The organism is Streptomyces eurythermus, from assembly GCF_014649115.1.
Taxonomy (GTDB): Bacteria; Actinomycetota; Actinomycetes; order Streptomycetales; family Streptomycetaceae; genus Streptomyces; species Streptomyces eurythermus.
This window is the reverse complement of sequence record NZ_BMSK01000007.1, coordinates 202,091-221,976: the sequence shown is the minus strand read 5'-3', so window position 1 is coordinate 221,976 and position 19,886 is coordinate 202,091. Positions and strand designations below refer to the sequence as shown.

Genomic DNA, 19,886 nt, shown 5'->3' with positions numbered 1-19,886 from the left:
CGCCGGGCGGGGTCAGATGACCTCGACCCGTTGCAGATGCCGGGAGGTCGGCCCGGTGAAGGCGTTGCGTCCGTGGACCAGCGCGAAGTTGTCGGCGATGACGATGTCGCCCTTGCGCCAGTCGTGGGCGTAGCAGTACTCGGGGCGGTGCAGCCGCTCGGCGAGGGAGGCGACGAACGCGTCCGCCTCCGGCTCGTCGACGCCGTCCACCCGTACGGAGACCGGGTTCTTGTAGCGGTCCGGGTCCAGCGGTTCGGCGAATCGCAGCACGGGCACGCCGGTCGCGGGGTGCTGGGCGACGAGCCGTTCGGTGACCTCGCCGCCGTAGTGCACCATCTTCTCGGTGGTGTAGGTGATGCTGATCCGCTCCCAGCGCCGGCGCTCCTCGGCGTCGGCGTCCCGGTAGACGGCCGTGGTGTCGGAGAAGACGGTCTCGCCGCCGGCGCCCGGTGTGGCGTCCAGGCACTGGAAGAAGAAGTAGCGCGGGTCGGCCTCCACGAAGGCGCCGTCCCAGTGGAAGGGCACGTCACCGCTGGCGAACAGGTAGTTGCGCGGGTTGTCCTCGACGACGAGGTCGATCACCTCCCCCGGTTCCCACTTCAGCACCTCGCCCCACCGGCGGCAGTAGTCGGCGAACTCCTGGGTGCCCATGAGCCGGAATCCGCGCAGCACGAGCACCCGGGACTCCTCCGTCCAGCGCGCCAGGGTGTCCACGGGGATGTCACCGACCGGTGCGTCCCCGCCCGGGGCCTCGATCACCCGGCCGAAGGGGCGCAGCGGGATGTGCTCCAGCGTCCCGAGGGCAGGCGTCGACATCGTCATGTCGTGGTGTTCCTTTCTGGATGTGCGTCCACGCGGCGCGCTCCGGCGCCGCGGCCGGGCACCGCCTCAGGCGGTCACGGAGAGGTGAGGGGCCACGAAATGGCTGGGCCGGCCGTTGCGCCAGACGACGGAGCCGTGCACCTTCTCGGCGTCCCACCGCCGGACCAGGTACCGGTTGACGCCGTCGTCCAGGACCACTCCGTGCCAGGGGGTCAGCCAGCCGTCCTTGGTGCGCAGCAGCCTCAGCCCGAGCTTCTCCGAGTCCGGTGCCTGGGGGTGTATCGACAGCCGTACCGCCTGCGGGAACTTCTCGGCGACGACCCGGCTCCAGGCGTTGGAGCGGAGAATGGTCTGGTACGCCGTCTCCTTGGAGTCCTTGCGCAGCTGGCTGCGGGTGGCCTGGTCGCCGCGCCGCGCCACGGCGTCCTCGAACATGAACCGGTGGATGCCGTTGAACAGCGCCTGGGTGGTGCGGTCGTTGCGCACCTTCTCGCGCAGCTCGGCCAGGGGAGCGCAGTAGTTCTCCTCCAGGAGGCGGCGCAGCTTGGGGTAGTCGGTGGTGCAGAAGGCGTCGTCGAGGCCGTAGAGGTCGAGGGAGGAGAAGCCCGATTCCTCGATCATCTCCGCCAGGGCCTGCCGGTACGCGGTCACGGCGTGGTCCGTGACGCCGACGACGTCACCGAAGACGTGTCCGTCGGAGCAGATGGTGATCCGGGCGCCCGGCTCGTAGAAGTGCCCGATGTAGTCGCACAGCGACTGGAGGAAGCCGAGCGCGAGGTGCTCCCCGAGGTCGGGCAGCGCGCCGAGCACCTTGCTGCGGTTCGGCGATTTCGCGGGAAACGCCGGGATCACGAAGTGGATCGGCGCACGGCGTTCGACGAAGCGCTCGATGCGCTCCCGGTGGACGTCGGCACAGCCCGCGCCCGCCGCGGTGTCCGTGCCGTCCTCGCCGCCCGGCGGGTCCTGCGGGTCGCCGGCCGCGAGTGTCTCGTCGATCCGCCGGTAACGGTCAAGCAGTCCCATTAATCTCTGCGATACCGTCCCGGAGAACGAAGCCCCCGTTATGTTTTCGTTCAACACTCCTCCATCGCACAGGCGCGTATGGACGCGAAATCGGACTCGCGCTGTTCGGGCAGGACGGATTGCGGACGAAACACTGATCGAATTCTCACTTCACCGCTCCTGGGTTGGCGTCCGCGTATTCGCGGATCCACGTCCGGATGGTGCTCGACGAGGGTCGACGGTCCGGCCCGCCAGGACCTGCCTGCCATGGTCAACGACCATGGCGCTACGGATCCATCTGCCTCCGAACCGACGAACACTCCTGCGCAACTGCCAAGCGCCCTGCGTGCGCGGGCGATCCGGCCAGGCTGAAATGAAAAGCCGTGACGATAGCTTTCGGCCAACGCCGTCTCGCACGGCTGGAATCCCCCGCTGGCACGTCTAAGCGCCAACAGCTTCCCGTGAATGCGAGGAGCCATGCAATCGTCCATCGATTAGCATGCGTGATGGATCACAGACCCGTTCCGCTCGGATGGGAGGCACCGGCGATGCTGGTCACGGACGACCCTGCCGTTCATCAACTGCGGTCGCTGCTGACACTGGCCGAGGAGCTGCACTTCGGCCGCGCCGCCGCTCGGCTGTACCTGACCCAGCCCGCCCTGAGCCAGCAGATCCGGACCCTCGAACGCCGCCTCGGCGTCCAGCTGTTCGCCCGTACCAGCCGCAAGGTGGAGCTGACGCCGCTGGGCCAGGCGCTGCTCCCGCTGGTACGGAACGTGGTGGGCGCCGCGGACGAACTCCGGCACGCCGCCCGGCATCCCGCGGACGGCAAGGACGGGCTGACCCTGCGGGTGGGGCTCACCGACTGCGCCGCGACGCTGGCGGCGACCCGCCGGGTGATCGCCGCCCTGACCACCCTGTACCCCCGCCTCGAGATCGACTTCCGGGTGCTGGACCTGGTGGAGCAGGCTACGGCCCTGTCGGTCGGGAAGGTCGACGCGGCCTTCGCCTATCTGCCGGTTCCGGGCGGGTTGGCCACCGAGCCGCTCACCACGGAGCCGCGTGTGGTGTGCCTGTCCGCCACCGACCCGCTCGCCCGGCGTGGCACGCTGCGGCTGGCGGACCTCGCCGAGCGGCCGATGGTCAGCCTGGCCCAGGAGGTGTCCCCCGTCGAGCGGTGCTTCTGGGCCGTGGACCCCCGGCCGGACGGCACCCGCGTGCGCTACACCGACCACCATGTGAGCCGGGTCGAATCGCTGCTGTCGGCCGTCTCCTTCGACGGCGCGATCGCCTTTCTGCCGGCCGTGGCGGCGGAGCTCTTCCCCCGGCCCGACATCCTCTACCGCACCGTGGCGGACCTGGAACCGTGTGCCTTCGGCGTGGTGTGGCCCGAGCGCGACGGGGAAAACTGCGCCGGCATCACCGCGCTGGCGGACGTCTGCCGGCGCCTGCGCGACCAGGGCGGTCTGCCGTCGGGCACGATGCGCCGGCCGGACGAGGAGCCGCCACCGGCGCCCCGGGGCTGACCGGCCACCGGCCCGGGGCGCGCACGGCCCGGCCCGCCTGCCGTCGCGGGCGCGGTCCCGCTGGCGAAGGAGCCGCCAACAGCGCCCAGGCTGGCCGCCTGCCGTTCGGAGCGCGGTTCCGGTCCGCCTGCCGTTCGGCGCACGGTCCCGGTCGTGAAGGAGTCGCCGACGGTGACCAGGCTGGTCGCCTGCCGTCCCGCCCACGACCCCGGCCCGCCTGCCTACGGTCCCGCACGGCCTCGGCCCCCTGCCGTTCGGCGCGCGGCCCCGTCCCACCTGCCTGCCGTCCCGCCTGCCGCCCCGGTCCGTCTACCGTCCCACGCACGGCCCCGGCCCACCTGCCGTTCGGCGCACGGCCCCGGTCGTGAAGGAGTCGCCGACGGTGACCAGGCTGGTCGCCCACCGTCCCACCCGCGACCCCGGCCCGCCTGTCTACGGTCCCGCACAGCTCCGGCCCCCCTGCCGTTCGGCGCGCGGCCCCGGCCCACCTGCCTGCCGTCCCGCCTGCGGCCCCGGTCCGTCTGCCTACGGTCCCGCACGGCCCCGGCCCCCCTGCCGCCCGGCGCACGGTCCCGTCCCACCTGCCTGCCGTCCCGCCTGCGGCCCCGGCCCGTCTACCGTCCCACGCACGGCCCCGGCCCACCTGCCGCCCGGCGCACGGCCCCGGTCCGCCTGCCGCCCGGCGCACGGTCCCCCTGCCTACCGTCCCCCGCGCGGCCCCGGTCCGTCTACCGTCCGCCCAACTGCCGGGCGAACGCCTCGTACGCGTGGGTGTCGAAGAGGACGAACCGCGCCTCTTCCACGGTGGTCGGGGTGGTGCGTACCGCCTCCACCGCGATGCGGGCCGCGTCCGCCATCGGCCAGCGGTAGACGCCGGTGGAGATGGCGGGGAACGCGACCGTGCGGGCGCCGAGTTCGCCGGCGACGCGCAGGGACTCGCGGTAGCAGGAGGCCAGGAGGTCCGAGCGGTCCTCGGCCGGTGACCAGACGGGGCCCACCGTGTGGATCACCCAGCGGGCGTCCAGGTCGCCCGCCGTGGTGGCGACCGCCTGGCCGGTGGGCAGGCCCTTGCCGTACCGGGAGGCGCGCAGCGCGCGGCACTCCGCCAGGATGGCGGGGCCACCGCGGCGGTGGATCGCGCCGTCCACTCCCCCGCCGCCCAGGAGCGAGGAGTTGGCCGCGTTGACGAGGGCGTCGGCGTGCTGCCGGGTGATGTCGCCCTGGACGAGGGTGATGCTGGTCATGTCGGTCGCACCTTTCCGGGCAACTCCGGCTCGTCTCGCGTCGGTTCAGCTCTGCCTCAGTCTCCGCCAGACCGCTTTCGCCGCGTTGTGGCCGGACATGCCGTGCACTCCGGGTCCCGGCGGTGTGGCCGAGGAGCAGAGGAACACGGCCGGGTGCGGGGTGTGGTATGGGAAGAGGGACAGCTTGGGACGCAGCAGGAGCTGGAGTCCGGAGGCCGCGCCGCAGGCGATGTCCCCGCCGACGTAGTTGGCGTTGCGGGCGGCCATCTCGGCGGGCCCGGCCGTCGCGCGGGCGAGCACCCGGTCGCGGAAACCGGGCGCGAAGCGCTCCAGCTGGCGTTCTATGGCCTCGGTGAGGTCCCCGGACCAGCCGTTCGGGACATGGCCGTACGCCCAGAAGACATGTTTGCCCTCGGGGGCCCGGGTGGGGTCGGCCACGCTCGGCTGCACGGTGATCATGAAGGGCCGCTCGGGGGCGCGTCCCTCGCGGGAGGCGGCGCGCAGGGCGGTGCCGATCTCGGCCTGGCTCGCGCCGATCTGGACGGTGCCGGCGATGCGGGCCTCGGGCGCGGTCCACGGCACCGGGCCGTCCAGCGCGTAGTCGATCTTGAAGACGCTGGGGCCGTAGCGGTAGTTCGCGTAGTAGTCGCCGAGGCCGGCGATGCGGGCGAGCGCGGCGGGCGAGGTGTCGAAGACGTACGCGCGCGCGGGCGGCAGGTCGTCCAGGCGCTTGACCTCGAAGTCGGTGTGCACCGCACCGCCGAGGTCCCTCAGATACGCGGCCAGGGCGTCGGAGACGGCCTGGGAGCCGCCGCGGGCCACCGGCCAGCCGCGGGCGTGCGCGGACAGGGCGAAGACCAGCCCGATGGCGCTGGTGGCGAGGCCGCCCAGCGGTGCCATCACATGGGCGACGAGGCCGGCGAAGAGGGTTTTGACCCGGTCGTCCTTGAACCGGCGCATCAGCCAGGTGGACGGCGGCAGGCCGGCCAGGCCGAAGCGGGCGAGGGTGACCGGGTCGCGGGGCAGCGCGGTCAGCGGCAGGGACATGAAGTCCTGGACGAGGGTGTCCCAGCGGGCGAGCAGGGGCTCGACCAGTCTGCGGTACGTGCCCGCGTCGCGCGGTCCGAAGGAGGCGGCGGTCTCGGCCACCGAGCGGGACAGCACGGCCGCGGTGCCGTCCGGGAACGGGTGGGCCATGGGCAGCGGAGCGTGCAGCCACTCCAGGCCGTACCGGTCGAGCGGGAGGGCGCGGAACGCCGGGGAGTTGACGCCGAGGGGGTGGGCGGCCGAGCACGGGTCGTGCCGGAAGCCGGGCAGCGTCAGCTCCTCCGTGCGGGCGCCACCGCCCACCGTGGACTTCGCCTCGAACAGGGCCACGGAGAAACCGCGGCGGGCCAGCTCCACCGCGGCGGTCAGTCCGTTCGGCCCCGCACCCACCACTACCGCATCGAGCATCGACGGCACCTTCGGACCCCTTCGTCAGCCGATGGCCATTCGGGATCAGGATATGCCGGGGCACTGACACTCCCCCGGTCCGGGTGGCCCCGGGCGGTCAGGTGGCGGTGCGCAGCACACCGGCCACCCGGCGGGCGGTGGCGGCGTCCCGCGCGGCGGTGAACGGCAGGGCGTTGCCGCCGGTGACGCGGAACGGCTCGCCGGTGAGGGTGAGGTGCGTGCCGCCGGCCTCCTCGACCAGGAGCAGTCCGGCGGCGTGGTCCCAGGCGGCCTCCCAGGAGAACGCGACGGCGTCCAGCTCGCCCCGGGCGATCGCGAGGTACTCCAGGCCCGCGGAGCCGCACGCGCGCGGGGCGAGGCCGTCGGTCCACAGGGCGCGCAGCGCGCGCTTCTGTTCGTCGGTGGTGTAGTCCGGGTGGGAGGTGGCGACCACGAGGTCCCGGCCGGGCTCGGGCGGGCCGGCGAACAGCCGCTCGCCGTCGAGGAAGGCGCCCTGGCCGCGGATGGCGGTGGCGAACCGGTCGCGCGCGGCGGCGTAGGTCCAGGAGGCGACCACGGTGCCGCGGTGGGCGAGGGCCACCAGGGTGCAGAAGCCGTCGTCGCCGTGGACGAACTGACGGGTGCCGTCGACCGGGTCGACGATCCAGACCGGGGTGTCGCCCCGGAGGGCCTCGTAGACCGCCGGGTCGGCGTGCACGGCCTCCTCCCCGACCACCACGGAGCCGGGCAGCAGCGCGCCGAGGTCCTCGGTCAGCCGCAGCTCGGCGAGCCGGTCGGCGTCCGTCACCAGGTCGTGCGGGCCGCTCTTCTGGTCCACCTCGTGGGCGGCGAGGCGGCGGAAGCGGGGCAGGATCTCGGCCGCGGCGGCCTTGCGGACCGCCTCCTCCACGTCGGCCGAGCGGCGGGCGAGAAACTCCTCGATGGTTTCCGTCTCTTCGATCATGCCCCCCATCAGACCACGCCCCACTGACAGCCCCGGGCCCCCGGGTGCCCACGGGGTGGAACCGGCGTGAACAGCGGGGGCCCGCGGGAGCTGCCGTCACGAGGCCCCCCGCCGTCGGCGTGGGGCCCTGAAGCGTCGCAGACGTGGGCCCTACGGAGCCGTCCGCTCGGGGCCCGTCCGGACCGTCGGCGCGGGCCCCGGGGACCGTCGGTCCCAGCCCCGGCAGGGCGTCAGCGGCCGACCGCGTAGCCCTGCATTCCGCGCGGGTTCGCCGCTGCCGAGAGGATGCCGGTCTCCGGGTCCCGGGCCACCGCGCACAGGCGGCCCTCGGACCAGGCGGGCCCGACGGTGACGTCATGGCCGCGCCGCCGCAGCTCCTCGATCACACCGGGGTCCGTGCGGGACTCCACGGTCACGCTGCCGGGGCTGCGGCGGCGCGGGTGGAAGGAGCCGGGAAAGCTGTCGTTGTGCCAGTTGGGGGCGTCGATGGCGCCCTGGAGGTCGAGGCCGCCGCGGACGGGGGCGCCCAGGGCGGCGGCCAGGAAGAAGTGCAGCTGCCACTGGTCCTGCTGGTCCCCGCCGGGCGTGCCGAACGCCAGGACCGGTACCCCGTCGCGCAGCGCGAGGGAGGGGGTGAGGGTGGTGCGGGGGCGGCGGCCGGGGGTGAGGGTGCCCGGCAGGCCCTCCTCCAGCCAGGTCATCTGCAGCCGGGTGCCGAGCGGGAAGCCGAGTTCGGGGACCACGGGGTTGGACTGGAGCCAGCCCCCGCTGGGCGTGGCCGCGATCATGTTGCCCCAGCGGTCGACGACGTCCAGGTGGCAGGTGTCGCCCCGGGTCGAGCCGTCGGCGGCCACCTGGGCCTCACCGGCCGTATGGGCCTCCCCGGTGACCTGGGCCTCTCCGGTGGCCTCCGCGAAGGTGGGCGCGCCGGGCAGCGGGGCGACGGTCGGTTCGCCGGCGCCCATCGGGTCGAAGCCGGGCCGCGCGCCCGCCGCCACGCGCGCGTGCGCCAGTGCGGGCAGCCTGGGGAGCCGTCCGCCGGGGCTGCCGGGACGCAGGTCGTAGGAGGCCCTCGCGCCGATCAGGGCCCGCCGCCCGGCGTTGTAGGCGTCCGACAGCAGGTCGTCGAGCGGCACCTCGGCGGCGTCGCCGTACCAGGCCTCGCGGTCGGCCATGGCGAGCTTGCAGCCCTCGATCAGCAGGTGGACGTAGTCGGCGGAGCCCGGGGCGGGCAGCTCGGGCGGGAGCAGGGCGAGCTGCTGGAGCAGCACCGGCCCCTGGCTCCAGGGGCCGGCCTTGCACACGGTCCAGCCGTTCCAGTCGTACGTCACCGGGGTCTCGTAGTGGGCGGACCAGCCGGCCAGGTCGGCCTCGGTGAGGGTGCCGGTGTGCCGTTCGCCGCTGGTGTCCATGGTGGGCCGCCGGGACTGCCGTACCAGGGCCTCGGCGATGAAGCCGGAGCGCCACACCTCGCGCGCGGCGTCGATCCGTGCCTCCCGGTCGCCCGCGTGCGCGGTCTCGGCCAGCAGCCGCTTCCAGGTGGCGGCGAGCGCGGGGTTGCGCAGCAGCGTGCCGGGCCGGGGCGGCCGGCCGCCGGGCAGGTACACCTCGGCCGACGTCGTCCACTCGGTCTCGAACAGCCGCCGTACGCTCGCCACGGTCGCGCCGACGTTCTCCACGGGCGCGTGCCCGTGCTCGGCGTAGCCGATGGCGTACTTCAGCACGTCGTCCAGGGTCTTGGTGCCGTGGTCGCGCAGCAGGAGCAGCCAGGCGTCGAAGGCGCCGGGCACGGCGGCGGCGAGCGGTCCGGTGCCGGGTACGAGGTCCAGTCCGAGGTCCCGGTAGTGGGCCGGGGTGGCGCCGGCCGGGGCCACGCCCTGTCCGCACAGCACGCGCACGGCGCCGCCCGCCGGGGCGAGCAGCATCGGGACCTCGCCGGCCGGCCCGTTCAGGTGCGGTTCCACGACGTGCAGCACGAACGCGCCGGCCACGGCCGCGTCGAAGGCGTTGCCGCCGTCCTCCAGCACCGCCATCGCCGACTGGGAGGCCAGCCAGTGCGTGGAGGAGACCATCCCGAAGGTGCCTTGAAGGGTCGGTCGGGTCGTGAACCGCATCTCTCACCTCGGTGTGCGCGTCGGCCGGCTGCCCGGGTACAGCTGTCGTGACCGGAAGCTGCCCCGCCGCACGGCCGGCTACGCGGTCCGGGCGCGGTCCGCGCCGCATCCCTTCACCCGTGGCCACCACTGCCTCGAGCAGTTTCAGCAACCTGCTGTCCGCGGCATCCCGAACGGCACCCGCACCGATGCCGTCACCGGGGACGTGCGGACCGTCTCGCGGGAACACTCCGGACGGGCCGGACGTTGATCCCCGGCGACAGGAACGAAAGGCCAAGGCAGTGCACGGTGAGTACAAGGTTCCCGGCGGCAAGCTCGTCGTCGTGGACGTGGACGTCGAGGACGGCGTGCTGCGGCACGTGCGCGTGGCGGGCGACTTCTTCCTGGAGCCGGACGAGGCGCTGGACGCGGTGAACGGTGCCCTGGAGGGCGCTCCCGCGGACACCGAAGCGGCGGGGCTGGCCGCGCGTATCGACGCGGCGCTTCCGGCGGGGACCGTGATGTACGGCCTGACCTCGGAGGGCGTGGGGATCGCGGTGCGCCGGGCGCTCGCGCGCGCCACGGACTGGACCGACTACGACTGGCAGCTGATCCACGAGGCCCCGCAGCCGCCGGCCCTGCACATGGCGCTGGACGAGGTGCTGACCGCCGAGGTGGCCGCGGGCCGCCGGCCGCCGACGCTGCGGGTGTGGGAGTGGGGCTCCCCGGCGGTGATCATCGGCAGCTTCCAGTCGCTGCGCAACGAGGTCGACCCGGAGGGCGCCGCCCGGCACGGCGTCGAGGTGGTGCGGCGGATCTCCGGCGGCGGCGCGATGTTCGTCGAGCCCGGCAACACGATCACCTACTCGCTGTCGGTGCCCGACTCCCTCGTGCAGGGCCTGTCCTTCCAGGACAGCTACGCCTATCTGGACGACTGGGTGCTGGGCGCCCTCGGGGACCTGGGCATCCGGGCCTGGTACCAGCCGCTGAACGACATCGCCACCGACCAGGGCAAGATCGCGGGCGCGGCGCAGAAGCGGATGGTCGGGCCCGGCGGGGGCCCGGGTGCCGTGCTGCACCACGTGACGATGTCGTACGACATCGACGCCGACAAGATGGTCGAGGTGCTGCGGATCGGGCGGGAGAAGCTGTCCGACAAGGGCACGAAGAGCGCGAAGAAGCGGGTCGATCCGCTGCGCCGGCAGACGGGGCTGCCGCGCGAGGCCGTCATCGAGCGGATGATCGAGTCCTTCCGCGCGCGCTACGGCCTGGCCGACGGCGAGGTCACCGACGAGGAGCTGGCCCGGGCGGAGGAACTGGTCCGCACGAAGTTCGGTTCCCCGGAGTGGACGGCGCGCGTGCCGTGACTCCGGCGGTCGCGAGCCCCGGAGGGGGCGCAAGCGGGGCACATCACGGGTAAACCAGTACGTCATGACCGTGGCCCGTGACCGGGTGGGTACGCACCGCGCCGGCACTTCCGCGCCACAGGCAGTCATGTGACACTGTCGTACCCCGTCCGCCCCGCGGACCCCTCCACCCCTCTCCCCCACGAGAAGTGTGCCCGTGCGTCCCCTCCCCCTGCCGCTCACCCTCACCGCGCGTCTGTCACCGGTCGCGGTGCTCGCCTGCGCCGGCTGGCTGCTGTCCTCCGGCCCCGCCGCCCCGCCCGCCGCCGGGCACCAGACGGCCCGCACCTCGCCCGCCGGAACCTCCGCCACGACACCGTCCGCCACCGCGGCGGCACCCACGTACACCACCGCGCCCGCCCCCTGCCCCGCCGTCCCCGCCGCCACCCTGAAGTCCCTGGTGCCCGGCGCCGGGCCGGCCGGCAAGGAGATCCCCTCCACGGACACCAAGCTGCGCCGCACCTGCTCCTGGAACGCGCTCCACGGCTACGACTACCGCTGGCTCGACGTGTCGTTCGAGATCGGCGAGTCGGACCAGGAGGCGGAGAAGGAGTACGAGCAGCGGGTCGCGGAGAAGAGCGGCGGCGGGGCCGTGCCGGGGCTCGGCGACACCGCGTACTCCGTCGTCGGCCTCACCACGGAGGACAAGCAGCAGACCCGCGAGGGCGTGGTGCTGGTCCGCGCCGCCAACGCCCTCGTCGTCGTCACCTACAGCGGCAGCGACTTCGAGACCCGCGAGGCGCCGGCCACGGACGAGATCAACAAGGGCGCCATCAAGGCGGCGAAGTCCGCGGTGGCCGCGCTGGGCGACGGCCGGGGCTGAACCCGCGGCCGAGCCCCGCCGGCCGCCACCGCTCAGTCCGCCGGCTCCTCCTGGACCCCGCGGACCTCGAAGCCGGCCCTGGGGCCCAGTTCGATCCGGTCGCCGTTGCGCAGGCGGACGGCCCGGCCGGGCACCAGGACGCGGTCGTTGACCCGGGTGCCGTTGGTGGCGCCCCGCGCGACCTCGGTCACCCAGGCCGCGCCCTCGGCGGTGTGCACGACGGTGGCGTGCCGGGCCGACACCGTCTCCTCGTCCGCCAGGAGCGCCGACGCCTCGGGGGCCCAGTCGCCGCTGCGGCCCAGCCGCACCTCCCCGCCGCGCGGTACGTCGAGATGGCCGCCGCCGGCCCGGAACACCAGCCGCAGCACCCCGCCGGCCAGCCGCTGGGGACGGGGACCCGCGCCCAGCACGGTGAGACAGCTCGGACATCGGTCCGTACCGGCCGGGACGACCGTGGCGCAGCGCGGGCACCGCTCGCCGAGGCGCGGGGACGGGGGCGGGGGCGGGGTGTCGGGGAGCGTGACGCCGTCCACGGGCTGCCAGTCGTCGTCATCCCAGACGCTTTCCTCCGTCAACGGCGTCTCCCTTCCGCACGACGACCTTGGTGTCCACCCGTCCGCTCTCGGCCTCGCGCACCTCGGTCACCACGACGGTGGTGCCCGGTCCGAGGTCGGACGCGGCGAACAGCTCCCGGGCCAGCGGGTTGATCAGATGGGTCTCCAGCACCATGCCGATGCCCCGGCCGCCGTTCCACTTGTCCCGGGTGCAGTACTCCAGCAGTTCCCGCCGGGCCTTGTCCTCGATCCTGAGGACCAGCCGGTGCCCGTGGGCCAGCTGCCGCTGGATGTTGCGGACCTGGAGGTCGAAGATCCGCTCGGCGACGTCGTCGGAGATGAAGTCGAAGACGACGACGTTGCCGCCGATCCGGTTCATCAGCTCCGGCCGGCCGATGACCTGCTCGAAGTGCTTCTTGACGTTGTCCCGGACGGTGGCCTCCAGCTCCTTGTACGGCGTGCCGGGCGCCACGATCCACTCGCGTTCCCCGGTCTCCGGATCGGTGCGCTGCACACCGAGGTTGGAGGTGAAGATGAGCACGCACTCGCTGAAGTAGGTGGTGACGCCCTGCCCGTCGGTGAGCCGGCCGTCCTCCAGCACCTGGAGGAACTTGTCGAGGATGCCCTTGTCGGCCTTCTCGATCTCGTCGAAGAGGATGACGCGGAAGGGGTTCTCCCGTACGGCGGAGGTCAGTTCGCCGCCCGCCTCGTAGCCGACGTAGCCCGGGGGCGCCCCGACGAGCCGGTCCGCGGAGTGCGCGGCCGAGAACTCGCTCATGTCGAACCGGAGATACGCCTGGTCGCTGTCGAACAGCACGGAGGCCACGGCCTTCGCCAGTTCCGTCTTTCCGGTGCCGGTCGGGCCGGCGAAGAACAGCACACCGCGCGGCCGGTGCCCGGGGCTGGTGGCCTGTGCCCCGGACAGCCCCAGCGCGGCACGCTTGAGGATGTCCAGGGTCCGTGCCACGGCCGCCTCCTGGCCCAGGACCCGGCGGGGGATGGACCGTTCGTCCTCCGGGTCCTCGCCGCGCAGGATCCGCTGCCGGATCTCGTCGCGGCCCCAGGGGTTCTTCTCCACGCCCAGCCGGTAGATCCGTACGGCGTCGGGCATGGCGGCGAACGGCAGACCGCGGGAGCGGGCGAGCCGCACGCTCTCCTCCATGGCCCGCAGGCTCATCCCGGTCGCCGCGCGGGCGAAGGCGCCGACCGCGCGGGAGGTCTCGCCGGCGTCCGTGCCGCCGGACTCGGCGTCGTCGTCGCGGGTGCCGTGTCCGGGGTACCGCTCGTAGACCTGGTGCAGGAGGCGGGCCATCGTGGTGCGTTCGTCCGCGTCCGGCTCGGGGACGGCGATGGCGCGGATCCGCTCGCTGCCGGAGAGCAGCCAGGCGGGGACGTCCCGCTCGCCCTCGGCGAGCCAGATCACCGGATTGAACAGGCCGGGGCCCTGCGGCACGCCGCCGGGGCCGGCCCGGGGCGGCAACGGCCGTGCCTCGTGGGCGAGTTTGAGGCAGGCGAGGAAGAAGTCCCGTTCGTCGGGGCTCGGCCGGGCGGGGTCGGTGAGCAGCCGGGAGGCGTGGTCGATCACCAGGGCGACCCGCAGCGGCGGCAGCCGGCGGCCGTCGCGCGGCGCCTCGGTCCGCTGCCGCGCCCATCCGTCGGTGATGTTCCGCAGCTGATCGAGCACGGCCTGGCGGCGCGGCGCCGTCTGGCCGGGGAAGTCCCCGGCTCCATGCAGGAGTTCGGCCACGGCCGCCTGGACGTCGCCCGCCCCGGCCTGGGCCACGCCGAAGCCGCTGACCTGGTCGCACACCACCAGCGCCTCGTACCCCCGCTGCCGCAGCGGGTTCCACAGCACGTCGAGCAGCGGGTGGAACCGGTCCCGGCCGCGCCGGCGCACCAGGTGCAGATCACGGATGTTGCCGTGCAGGACGTACTGCGCGTGCACCCCGAGTGTTCCGGTCAGCTCCTCCACGAAGGGCGGCAGCCGGTCTTCCTTGGACAGGTCCATCGTTCCTCCCCGATGCGCGCTGTCGCGGGCCGCGCGCCGGCCATGGCCGCGGCGGTGGGCTCAAGGCGCCCCGCCGGTGGTGCGTGCCCCCGGAGTCAGCCCGGACGGCGGTTCCCGCCGTCCGCGTGGCGCTGCTTCTGAGGCCGCGGCATCACGTCCGAGTACGTGTCCGCGAGCTTTTCCACCTCGTCGGTCAGCTCGTCGAGCGTCAGGGCGTTCTCCCCCTGCACCCCGGGCAGTGCCCCTTGGGTGTGTTCGACCGTGAACTCCACTTCCAGGCCGAGTGCTTCGGTGATCCCTTGCAGTTCGGTGAGGTGCGTCCGGGTCTCGGCGCAGCGTTCGTCGTCCAGGGCGCGCTGCTGCGGTGTCCGCTCGCCCGGACCGTCCCGGTACATGGTCGCCACGCTCAGCCGGCCGTCGAGCACGGTGGCCCGGAGCCAGTGCCCGGGGGCCCAGCCCGGCGGTGTCCAGTCGAGTCGTAGCTCCTGTCCCGCGCCCCGGCCCAGTCCGGCCCGGCCGCCGACCCTCCTGGTCAGCTCGGCGACGGCGTCGGTGCACCGCTCCTGGACGTAGAGGGCCGCCAGGGCACGCTCCCGTTCGGTGACCCGGCGTTCGACCAGCTCCCGTTCGGCCGGGCTGAGCGGGACGCCGTCGTCCAGGGTGCGCCGCAGCAGGGCCACGGCGTCCGGTGCCGGGGTGAGGTCCTCGGCGCCCTCGGGGGTCTCGTAGACGAGGAAGTCGTGGTGCAGGGCGGCGCGTTCCTGCGCCTCGCGCATCTCGCGCGCCTGCCGGTTGGCGTCGCGGACGAACTTGCGTGCCTCGGTGAGGTGGATACGGGACCGGCGGGGGTCCTCGGCGGCACGGCGTACGGCGTCCCGGACGGCCTGCGCGGCGAGGTCGGCCGCCTCGGGGGCGGCGTACGGGTCGAGTGCGCCGAGGATCCGCGCCCCGGTGCGGCGTACCTCCCGGACGTCGGAGGGCGGTTCCGGGCGCTCGTCGGGCGCGTGGGGCGGCCCGCCCGCCTCGGCTTCGGCGGTGCGTCCTTCGGAGAAGCGGCGCAGCGCGTGCTCGCGGCTCTCGCGCAGGGCGAGCTGCCAGTCGTCGTCGTGGTCCTCGTCCAGCCGGCACCGGGCGGCGAGGCGCCGCTGTTCCCACGCGGCCTGTGTCTTCTCCGCGCTGTGCAGGGCCTCTTCGGCGCGGGCCAGTTCCTGCCGCAGGTCGGCGAGCCGGGCGCCGACGGGGGTCAGCGGCGGCGGTACGTCGGGGTGGGGCGGGGGGCCGGGCGGGCCGCCGAGGGCCCGGGCGCGCGCCACCCGGGCCAGCAGGGCGTGGCGGCGGGCGTTGACCCGTACGGCGGCGAAGGCGGCGGCCTCCCACTGCTCGGCGGCCGTGGCCGCGATCCGCTGCCGCCGTTCCAGGCAGCGCTGTTCCTCGGCGGCCCGGACCGCCCCGGCGGCCAGCAGCCGGGTGCCGAGCAGGGCGGCGCGTCCGACGAGCAGGACGCCGCTGAGCGAGCCGAGCACCTGGAGCGCCGCGTCCGCGGCCTGGTGGGCGGCGTGTCCGGCGGCGTCGGTGAGATGGCCGGCCGCCTGCCCGGCGGCGTCGGTGAGGTGGCCCGAGGCCTGCCCGGCCGCGTCGTGCAGGTGGAGCATGCCGGTGTGCGGCAGCGCCTGGGCGTCCAGGGGCGGCGGGGGCGGCGGGAAGTGCACGGCGGGTGCCACCATGTGGATGTCGGGCAGGGCGTAACCCGAGCTCATGCCGGTTCTCCTGTCGAGTCGGTCGTCGTCCGGGTCCGCCACGGCCGGCCGGCGCGGTTCGCCTCCTGGCGGGCCCGGAGACCGCGCCGTCGGCGCCGCCAGGTCCGGCAGCGGTGGACGCTCCACACGACGACGGCGCCGGCCGAGGCGAGCGGCCACAGCCAGGGCGCGGCGGCGATGGCGTAGAACCCGAGGAACACGGCGAGGACGAGCAGCGCCGCCCCGGCCCAGCGGCCGGCCCGGGTGCGGGCCAGCCGGCCGGGGCGGTCCGCGCCGCGGATCAGCAGGCCGGCCAGCGAGCGGTGGGGATGGTAGAAGGGTGGCCCGATATAAACGGCGGTCCACAGTTCCGCCGTGAAGACGACCGCGGCGGCGGGCAGCGCCTGAAGCCAGGCCGTGACGACCGCTTCCTGGGAGGCGCGGCCCAGGACGTCCGCGAGGCCGATGACGAAGGTCCAGGGGGCGGTGGCGGCGATGCCGCCGAACAGCGCCCAGCCGAGGGTGGGCAGGCGGTCCATCCGCCGCAGTACGGCGGTGAGTCCGTCCTGGTCGGCGGCGAGCAGCAGTTCCCGTTCCTCCTGGACGCGCCGGGCCCTGCGCCGCTGTGCCTCCTGCCCGGCCCGGGCGCCGAGCCGGACGGCGGCGACGAGGCGGGGGTCGTCGTCCTGCGCGGCGAGCAGCGCGTCGAACCAGGGCACGGGTTCGGGCAGTTCGGCGCGCAGGCGCAGCAGCAGTCCGGTGAGCAGGCGCCGGGTGCGGTCCGGTTCGCGGGCCAGTTGCAGCAGCCAGGCGTCCACGGCGGCCGTGTGGCGCAGGGCCGCCCGGTCCTGGCGGTCCCGGGCGATCTCCCGGACGGTGGGCTCCCACCGGGCGCGCAGGCGGGCCCAGGCGGTGGCCGTGTCGTCCAGTCCCTGGCCGCCGGGCCGCCGGGCGAGTTCGGTCATGACGCCGGGGTGGTCCGCCAGGTGCCGCAGCAGCGTGACCGCGTCGGCGTTTCCGTCCCGGGCGCCCTGGCACAGCCGGCGCATGGCCGGCGCGTCCAGCCGGGCCCCGTGCCAGGTGACGTCGAGGCCGGGGCCGAGCCAGTTCAGCAGCCGGGCGAGGGTCTCGGGGGCCGGCGGCCGGGCCAGTTCCCCGCTCAGCTCGTCGAGCCGGGCCAGTTCCTCCTCGCCGCGCCCGCCGAGGGTGCGGAACTGCTCCAGCCACTCGGTCAGCCGGGCCCGGTCGGCGTCGTCGGAAAGCATGCGGGCCGCGGAGACGTGGTTCTGGTCCAGGTGCAGGGCGAGCGACTCGGTCCCGGTGAACTCCTGGCCCATGAACGGGAAGGGGCGGATCGCCGGGCGCGTGGGGTCGTCGGCGAAGATCCGGCCGCCGGTGCGCGGGTGGACGTAGGGTTCCCGGCCGTCCAGCCAGTCCCGTACCTGCGGTGCCTGCCAGCGGTGTTCGGGGGCCCGGGTGAGCAGGCCCTCGCAGAGCAGCCGGGTCCCGCGGTGGGCGATCCCGGAGACGTCGGGGTCGTGGGTGGCGATCTCCGCGAGGACGTCCTCGTCCCGGCGGAACTCGATGGGGTGCCGGCCCAGGGCGAGCTGGGCGACGACCATGCCGAGCGACCACCAGTCGCCGGCCTCGGAGACGGTCTGCCGGAGCAGTCCGGCCTCCGGTGCGAGGTAGAGGGGCTTGCCGCGCCAGTCGGTCCGGGGTTCCAGCTCCTCGTCGGGCCGGTGGACGGCGGCGCCGAAGTCCACGAGGACGAGGTCGGCCGTGTCGCCGCGGCGGGTCTGCACCATGATGTTGTCCGGGGTGATGTCCCGGTGGACGACGCCGCGCCGGTGCAGCGCGGTGACGGCGTCGTGCAGCTGGCCCACCAGGTCCCGTACGGCGTCGGGGGGCAGGCCCTCGGGGTGGTCCCGGTGGTACCTCTCCAGGGTCTCCTCGCCGTGCGACCAGTACAGGTGCCAGGGGTGGCCGTGCGCCTCGCCGGTCTCCAGGAGCCGTTCCAGGTGGGGGGCCGGGAGGGCGCCGAGTTCCCGCAGCTCGTGTTCGACGGCCGGGTCCGGGGCGTGCAGCCGGTGGTACCACTTGAGGACCAGGGGTATCTCCGCCGGGCCGTGCCGGGCCGTCAGGTCGCGGACGCGCAGGACGACGGCCTCGGCGGGCCGCCGCGCGGCGGAGAGCACGGCGACGAGCGGGAAGCGGTCCGCCAGGTCGCGGGGCACCTCGGCGAGGACCGGGCGGGTCTCGGTGAGGCGGGCGTCGGTGAAGCCCCCGTCGGCGGGGTCGACGAATCGGGTGGGCGGCGTGGTCGTCATCGTGCGGCCTTCCGGGAGACGCCCCGGGTGCGCCGGGGGGCGGTGGTGCGGTGCGGGGGCCGCGGGGGGACCAGGACATCCCGGCCCCGGGCGGGTGACAGGGGGTTTCCCGGATCTTCAGCGGATCCCCGCCCGGGGCTACCATGCGCAGCATGCACCCCCTGCCCTCGCACGAGAGCCTCGTGGCCGAACTCAGGGAACTGAGGCGGCGCGGCCTGCCCGGGCTGCGCCACTGCACCAGGGACGCGCTGCGCCAGGCGGCGGTCGCGGCGGGGCTGTGCGCCGGACCGGAGGACGAACAGACCGGCATCGAGGAGCTGTTGGGCGCGGCGGTACGGCGGCTGGCCGGCGGGCGTCCGGTGCGGGACGACGACTCCAGCGATCCGCTGGCCCGCGCCGCCGCGCACTCGTTCGGGATCTTCCCGGCGCGCCGGGGGGTGCCCGGCACCGACCGGCGCAAGGCCGCGGCGGCCGTCTACGGCGTGACCACCGAGCGGTTCCGCAAGAGCCAGGAGCACGATGTCGTCGCCGAACTGGCGGCGGCGGTGCTGACCGTCGCCCGCCAGGCGTCGGGCCAACCGTCGGATGCCGTACGGGAGCCGGCCGGGGACTCCGTGGTGCGCGCGGTGCCCGCGGTGGCCCGTCCGGCGCGCCCGGGCGCCGGGATCACCGTGCGGGTGTGCCCGATCGAGGACGTGCGGGACGTGGACATCCTGGTGTCCTCGGAGAACACCTACCTGGAGATGTCCAAGACGTTCCGCCCCACGGTCTCCGGCGCGCTGCGCCGGGCCGCCGCCCTGCGGGACGCCCAGGGCGAGATCGTGGACGACGTGCTGTCCCGGGAACTGGGCGTGTGGCTGCGGACGCACGGCAGGACGGGCATGCCGGTGCGGCCGGGCACGGTCGTCGCCACCTCCTCCGGCGCCCTGGCCGCCCAGGGGGTACGGCGCATCCACCACGCGGCGATCGCCACCCCGGTCGGGGACGGCGACCGCTATCACGTGTCCCCCGCCGTGCTCGGCGAGGCGGTGCGCAGGTCCTTCGAACTTGCCCGCCACGAAAGCGAGTTCCTCTCTCTGCCGATGTCCTCGATCTGTTTTCCGCTGCTGGGTTCCGGCCGGGGCGGACTGCCCGTGGAGACGGTGGCCCGGCGGCTGCTCGACGCGGTCCGCGAGGAGCTGCGCCGGGATCCGTCCTGGTCGGTGCTGCTGGTCACCCCGGAGGAGAGCCACGCCCGGCTGCTCACGGCCGCCAGCTCCGGTCCGTGAGGGCCACCCCGTCCTGCCTCAACCGTCTTTCCAGCGCGGTGAGTTCGCCGCGCAGGGGGACGCCGTAGAGGCGCAGCGCGCCGTCCGGGCCGGCCGCGGGCTGCAAGCGGGGACCGGGGGATTCCCGGGTGAGGTACGGGGCGTAGCGGGCGGCGCCGAGCGGGGTCAGCGGGTGGATCCGCTGGTTGGCCGAGCCGCGCCAGGCCAGCCGGGTGGGTTCGGCCACCCGGAACCGGCCGGTGATCACGGCGTCCGCGCCGCCGAGGGCGCGGCGCCGGCCGGGCGTCAGCTCCCCGGGCTCGTACCCCGTGTACACCAGCAGGTCGGGCGGGCGGGGCCCGGCGCTCCCCTCGTGCCGCCGGGCCCCGTCGCGCAGCCGTGCCGCGCCGGTGAGGAGTGCGGCGAGCGCCTCCGCCTGCTGCAGGGGCTCGCCCCCGCTGACCGTGAGGCCGTCCGCGCCGTCGGCGAGCGCCCGGCGCCACAGCCCGAGCACCTCGGCGACCGTGGCGAACTCTCCCTCCGCCGGGTCCCAGGTGTGCCGGGACATGCAGCCGGCGCAGGCCAGCGAGCAGCCCTGGAACCAGACGCCGAGCCGTTTTCCCGGGCCGAGCGTTTCCAACGGGTAGTGCGTCCCGTCGAGGCGTAATTCCACGGCTTCTCCTCCTCGTACCGGCTT

15 protein-coding genes are annotated in these 19,886 nt (G+C 74.5%); 4 read left to right on the top strand and 11 right to left on the bottom strand.

The genetic code is table 11. From position 1 onward, the window contains the following. Positions 1 to 12 precede the first annotated feature (12 nt). Together IE251_RS15535 and IE251_RS15530 are read right to left on the bottom strand one after the other, a co-directional pair. Positions 13 to 822 (bottom strand): TauD/TfdA dioxygenase family protein, encoded by an 810-nt coding sequence (locus IE251_RS15535; protein WP_189753532.1) that lies wholly within the window; start codon positions 820 to 822, stop codon positions 13 to 15. Positions 823 to 888: 66 nt separating this feature from the next. After that, complete coding sequence (locus tag IE251_RS15530) at positions 889 to 1,845, bottom strand: isocyanide synthase family protein (RefSeq protein ID WP_189753531.1); 957 nt, start codon at positions 1,843 to 1,845, stop codon at positions 889 to 891. A 485-nt stretch (positions 1,846 to 2,330) separates the two neighbouring features. On the opposite strand from IE251_RS15530, the gene IE251_RS15525 reads away from it, so the two are divergent. Next, complete coding sequence (locus IE251_RS15525) at positions 2,331 to 3,350, top strand: LysR family transcriptional regulator (protein ID WP_308436573.1); 1,020 nt, start codon at positions 2,331 to 2,333, stop codon at positions 3,348 to 3,350. A 728-nt stretch (positions 3,351 to 4,078) separates the two neighbouring features. On the opposite strand, the gene IE251_RS15520 is transcribed toward IE251_RS15525, so the two are convergent. The 4 genes from IE251_RS15520 to IE251_RS15505 form a co-directional block, all read right to left on the bottom strand. After that, on the bottom strand, positions 4,079 to 4,594 hold the full coding sequence (locus IE251_RS15520) for an O-acetyl-ADP-ribose deacetylase (protein WP_189753530.1): 516 nt from the start codon (positions 4,592 to 4,594) through the stop codon (positions 4,079 to 4,081). 45 nt (positions 4,595 to 4,639) lie between these two features. Beyond that, positions 4,640 to 6,049: a phytoene desaturase family protein gene (locus IE251_RS15515; RefSeq protein WP_189753529.1), complete on the bottom strand. Its 1,410-nt coding sequence runs from the start codon at positions 6,047 to 6,049 to the stop codon at positions 4,640 to 4,642. Between the two features lie 97 nt (positions 6,050 to 6,146). Then, the gene (locus IE251_RS15510; protein ID WP_189753528.1) at positions 6,147 to 6,992 is read right to left on the bottom strand and encodes an inositol monophosphatase family protein; all 846 of its coding nucleotides are present in this window, start codon (positions 6,990 to 6,992) and stop codon (positions 6,147 to 6,149) included. A 230-nt stretch (positions 6,993 to 7,222) separates the two neighbouring features. Next, complete coding sequence (locus tag IE251_RS15505) at positions 7,223 to 9,106, bottom strand: gamma-glutamyltransferase family protein (RefSeq protein ID WP_189753527.1); 1,884 nt, start codon at positions 9,104 to 9,106, stop codon at positions 7,223 to 7,225. 281 nt (positions 9,107 to 9,387) lie between these two features. Here IE251_RS15505 and lplAB point away from each other — a divergent pair, with 281 nt between their 5' ends. Both lplAB and IE251_RS15495 read left to right on the top strand, forming a co-directional pair. Further along, the gene (gene lplAB / locus IE251_RS15500; protein WP_189753526.1) at positions 9,388 to 10,452 is read left to right on the top strand and encodes a lipoate-protein ligase LplAB; all 1,065 of its coding nucleotides are present in this window, start codon (positions 9,388 to 9,390) and stop codon (positions 10,450 to 10,452) included. A gap of 196 nt (positions 10,453 to 10,648) precedes the next feature. Next, positions 10,649 to 11,314 carry a hypothetical protein gene (locus tag IE251_RS15495; RefSeq protein ID WP_189753525.1) on the top strand — a complete coding sequence of 222 codons (666 nt, stop codon included), beginning with the start codon at positions 10,649 to 10,651 and terminating at the stop codon, positions 11,312 to 11,314. A gap of 32 nt (positions 11,315 to 11,346) precedes the next feature. Here the strand turns inward: IE251_RS15495 and IE251_RS41040 are convergent, their stop codons facing one another. From IE251_RS41040 to IE251_RS15475, 4 genes are all read right to left on the bottom strand, one after another. Further along, on the bottom strand, positions 11,347 to 11,889 hold the full coding sequence (locus IE251_RS41040; RefSeq protein WP_229896782.1) for an FHA domain-containing protein: 543 nt from the start codon (positions 11,887 to 11,889) through the stop codon (positions 11,347 to 11,349). Continuing rightward, positions 11,864 to 13,876, bottom strand: coding sequence for an AAA family ATPase (locus IE251_RS15485; RefSeq protein ID WP_189753524.1), 2,013 nt, complete (start codon positions 13,874 to 13,876; stop codon positions 11,864 to 11,866). Before IE251_RS15485 ends, IE251_RS41040 begins: the two co-directional genes overlap by 26 nt. Positions 13,877 to 13,971: 95 nt before the next feature. Then, on the bottom strand, positions 13,972 to 15,633 hold the full coding sequence (locus tag IE251_RS15480; protein ID WP_189753523.1) for a hypothetical protein: 1,662 nt from the start codon (positions 15,631 to 15,633) through the stop codon (positions 13,972 to 13,974). Further along, positions 15,630 to 17,942, bottom strand: a complete 2,313-nt coding sequence (locus tag IE251_RS15475; protein ID WP_189753522.1) for a serine/threonine protein kinase — start codon at positions 17,940 to 17,942, stop codon at positions 15,630 to 15,632. Before IE251_RS15475 ends, IE251_RS15480 begins: the two co-directional genes overlap by 4 nt. Before the next feature lie 152 nt (positions 17,943 to 18,094). On the opposite strand from IE251_RS15475, the gene IE251_RS15470 reads away from it, so the two are divergent. Then, positions 18,095 to 19,210 carry a macro domain-containing protein gene (locus IE251_RS15470; RefSeq protein ID WP_229896781.1) on the top strand — a complete coding sequence of 372 codons (1,116 nt, stop codon included), beginning with the start codon at positions 18,095 to 18,097 and terminating at the stop codon, positions 19,208 to 19,210. Here IE251_RS15470 and IE251_RS15465 read toward each other — a convergent pair. Further along, positions 19,185 to 19,862: a 4Fe-4S single cluster domain-containing protein gene (locus IE251_RS15465; protein WP_189753520.1), complete on the bottom strand. Its 678-nt coding sequence runs from the start codon at positions 19,860 to 19,862 to the stop codon at positions 19,185 to 19,187. The genes IE251_RS15470 and IE251_RS15465 overlap by 26 nt on opposite strands. Positions 19,863 to 19,886 lie beyond the last annotated feature (24 nt).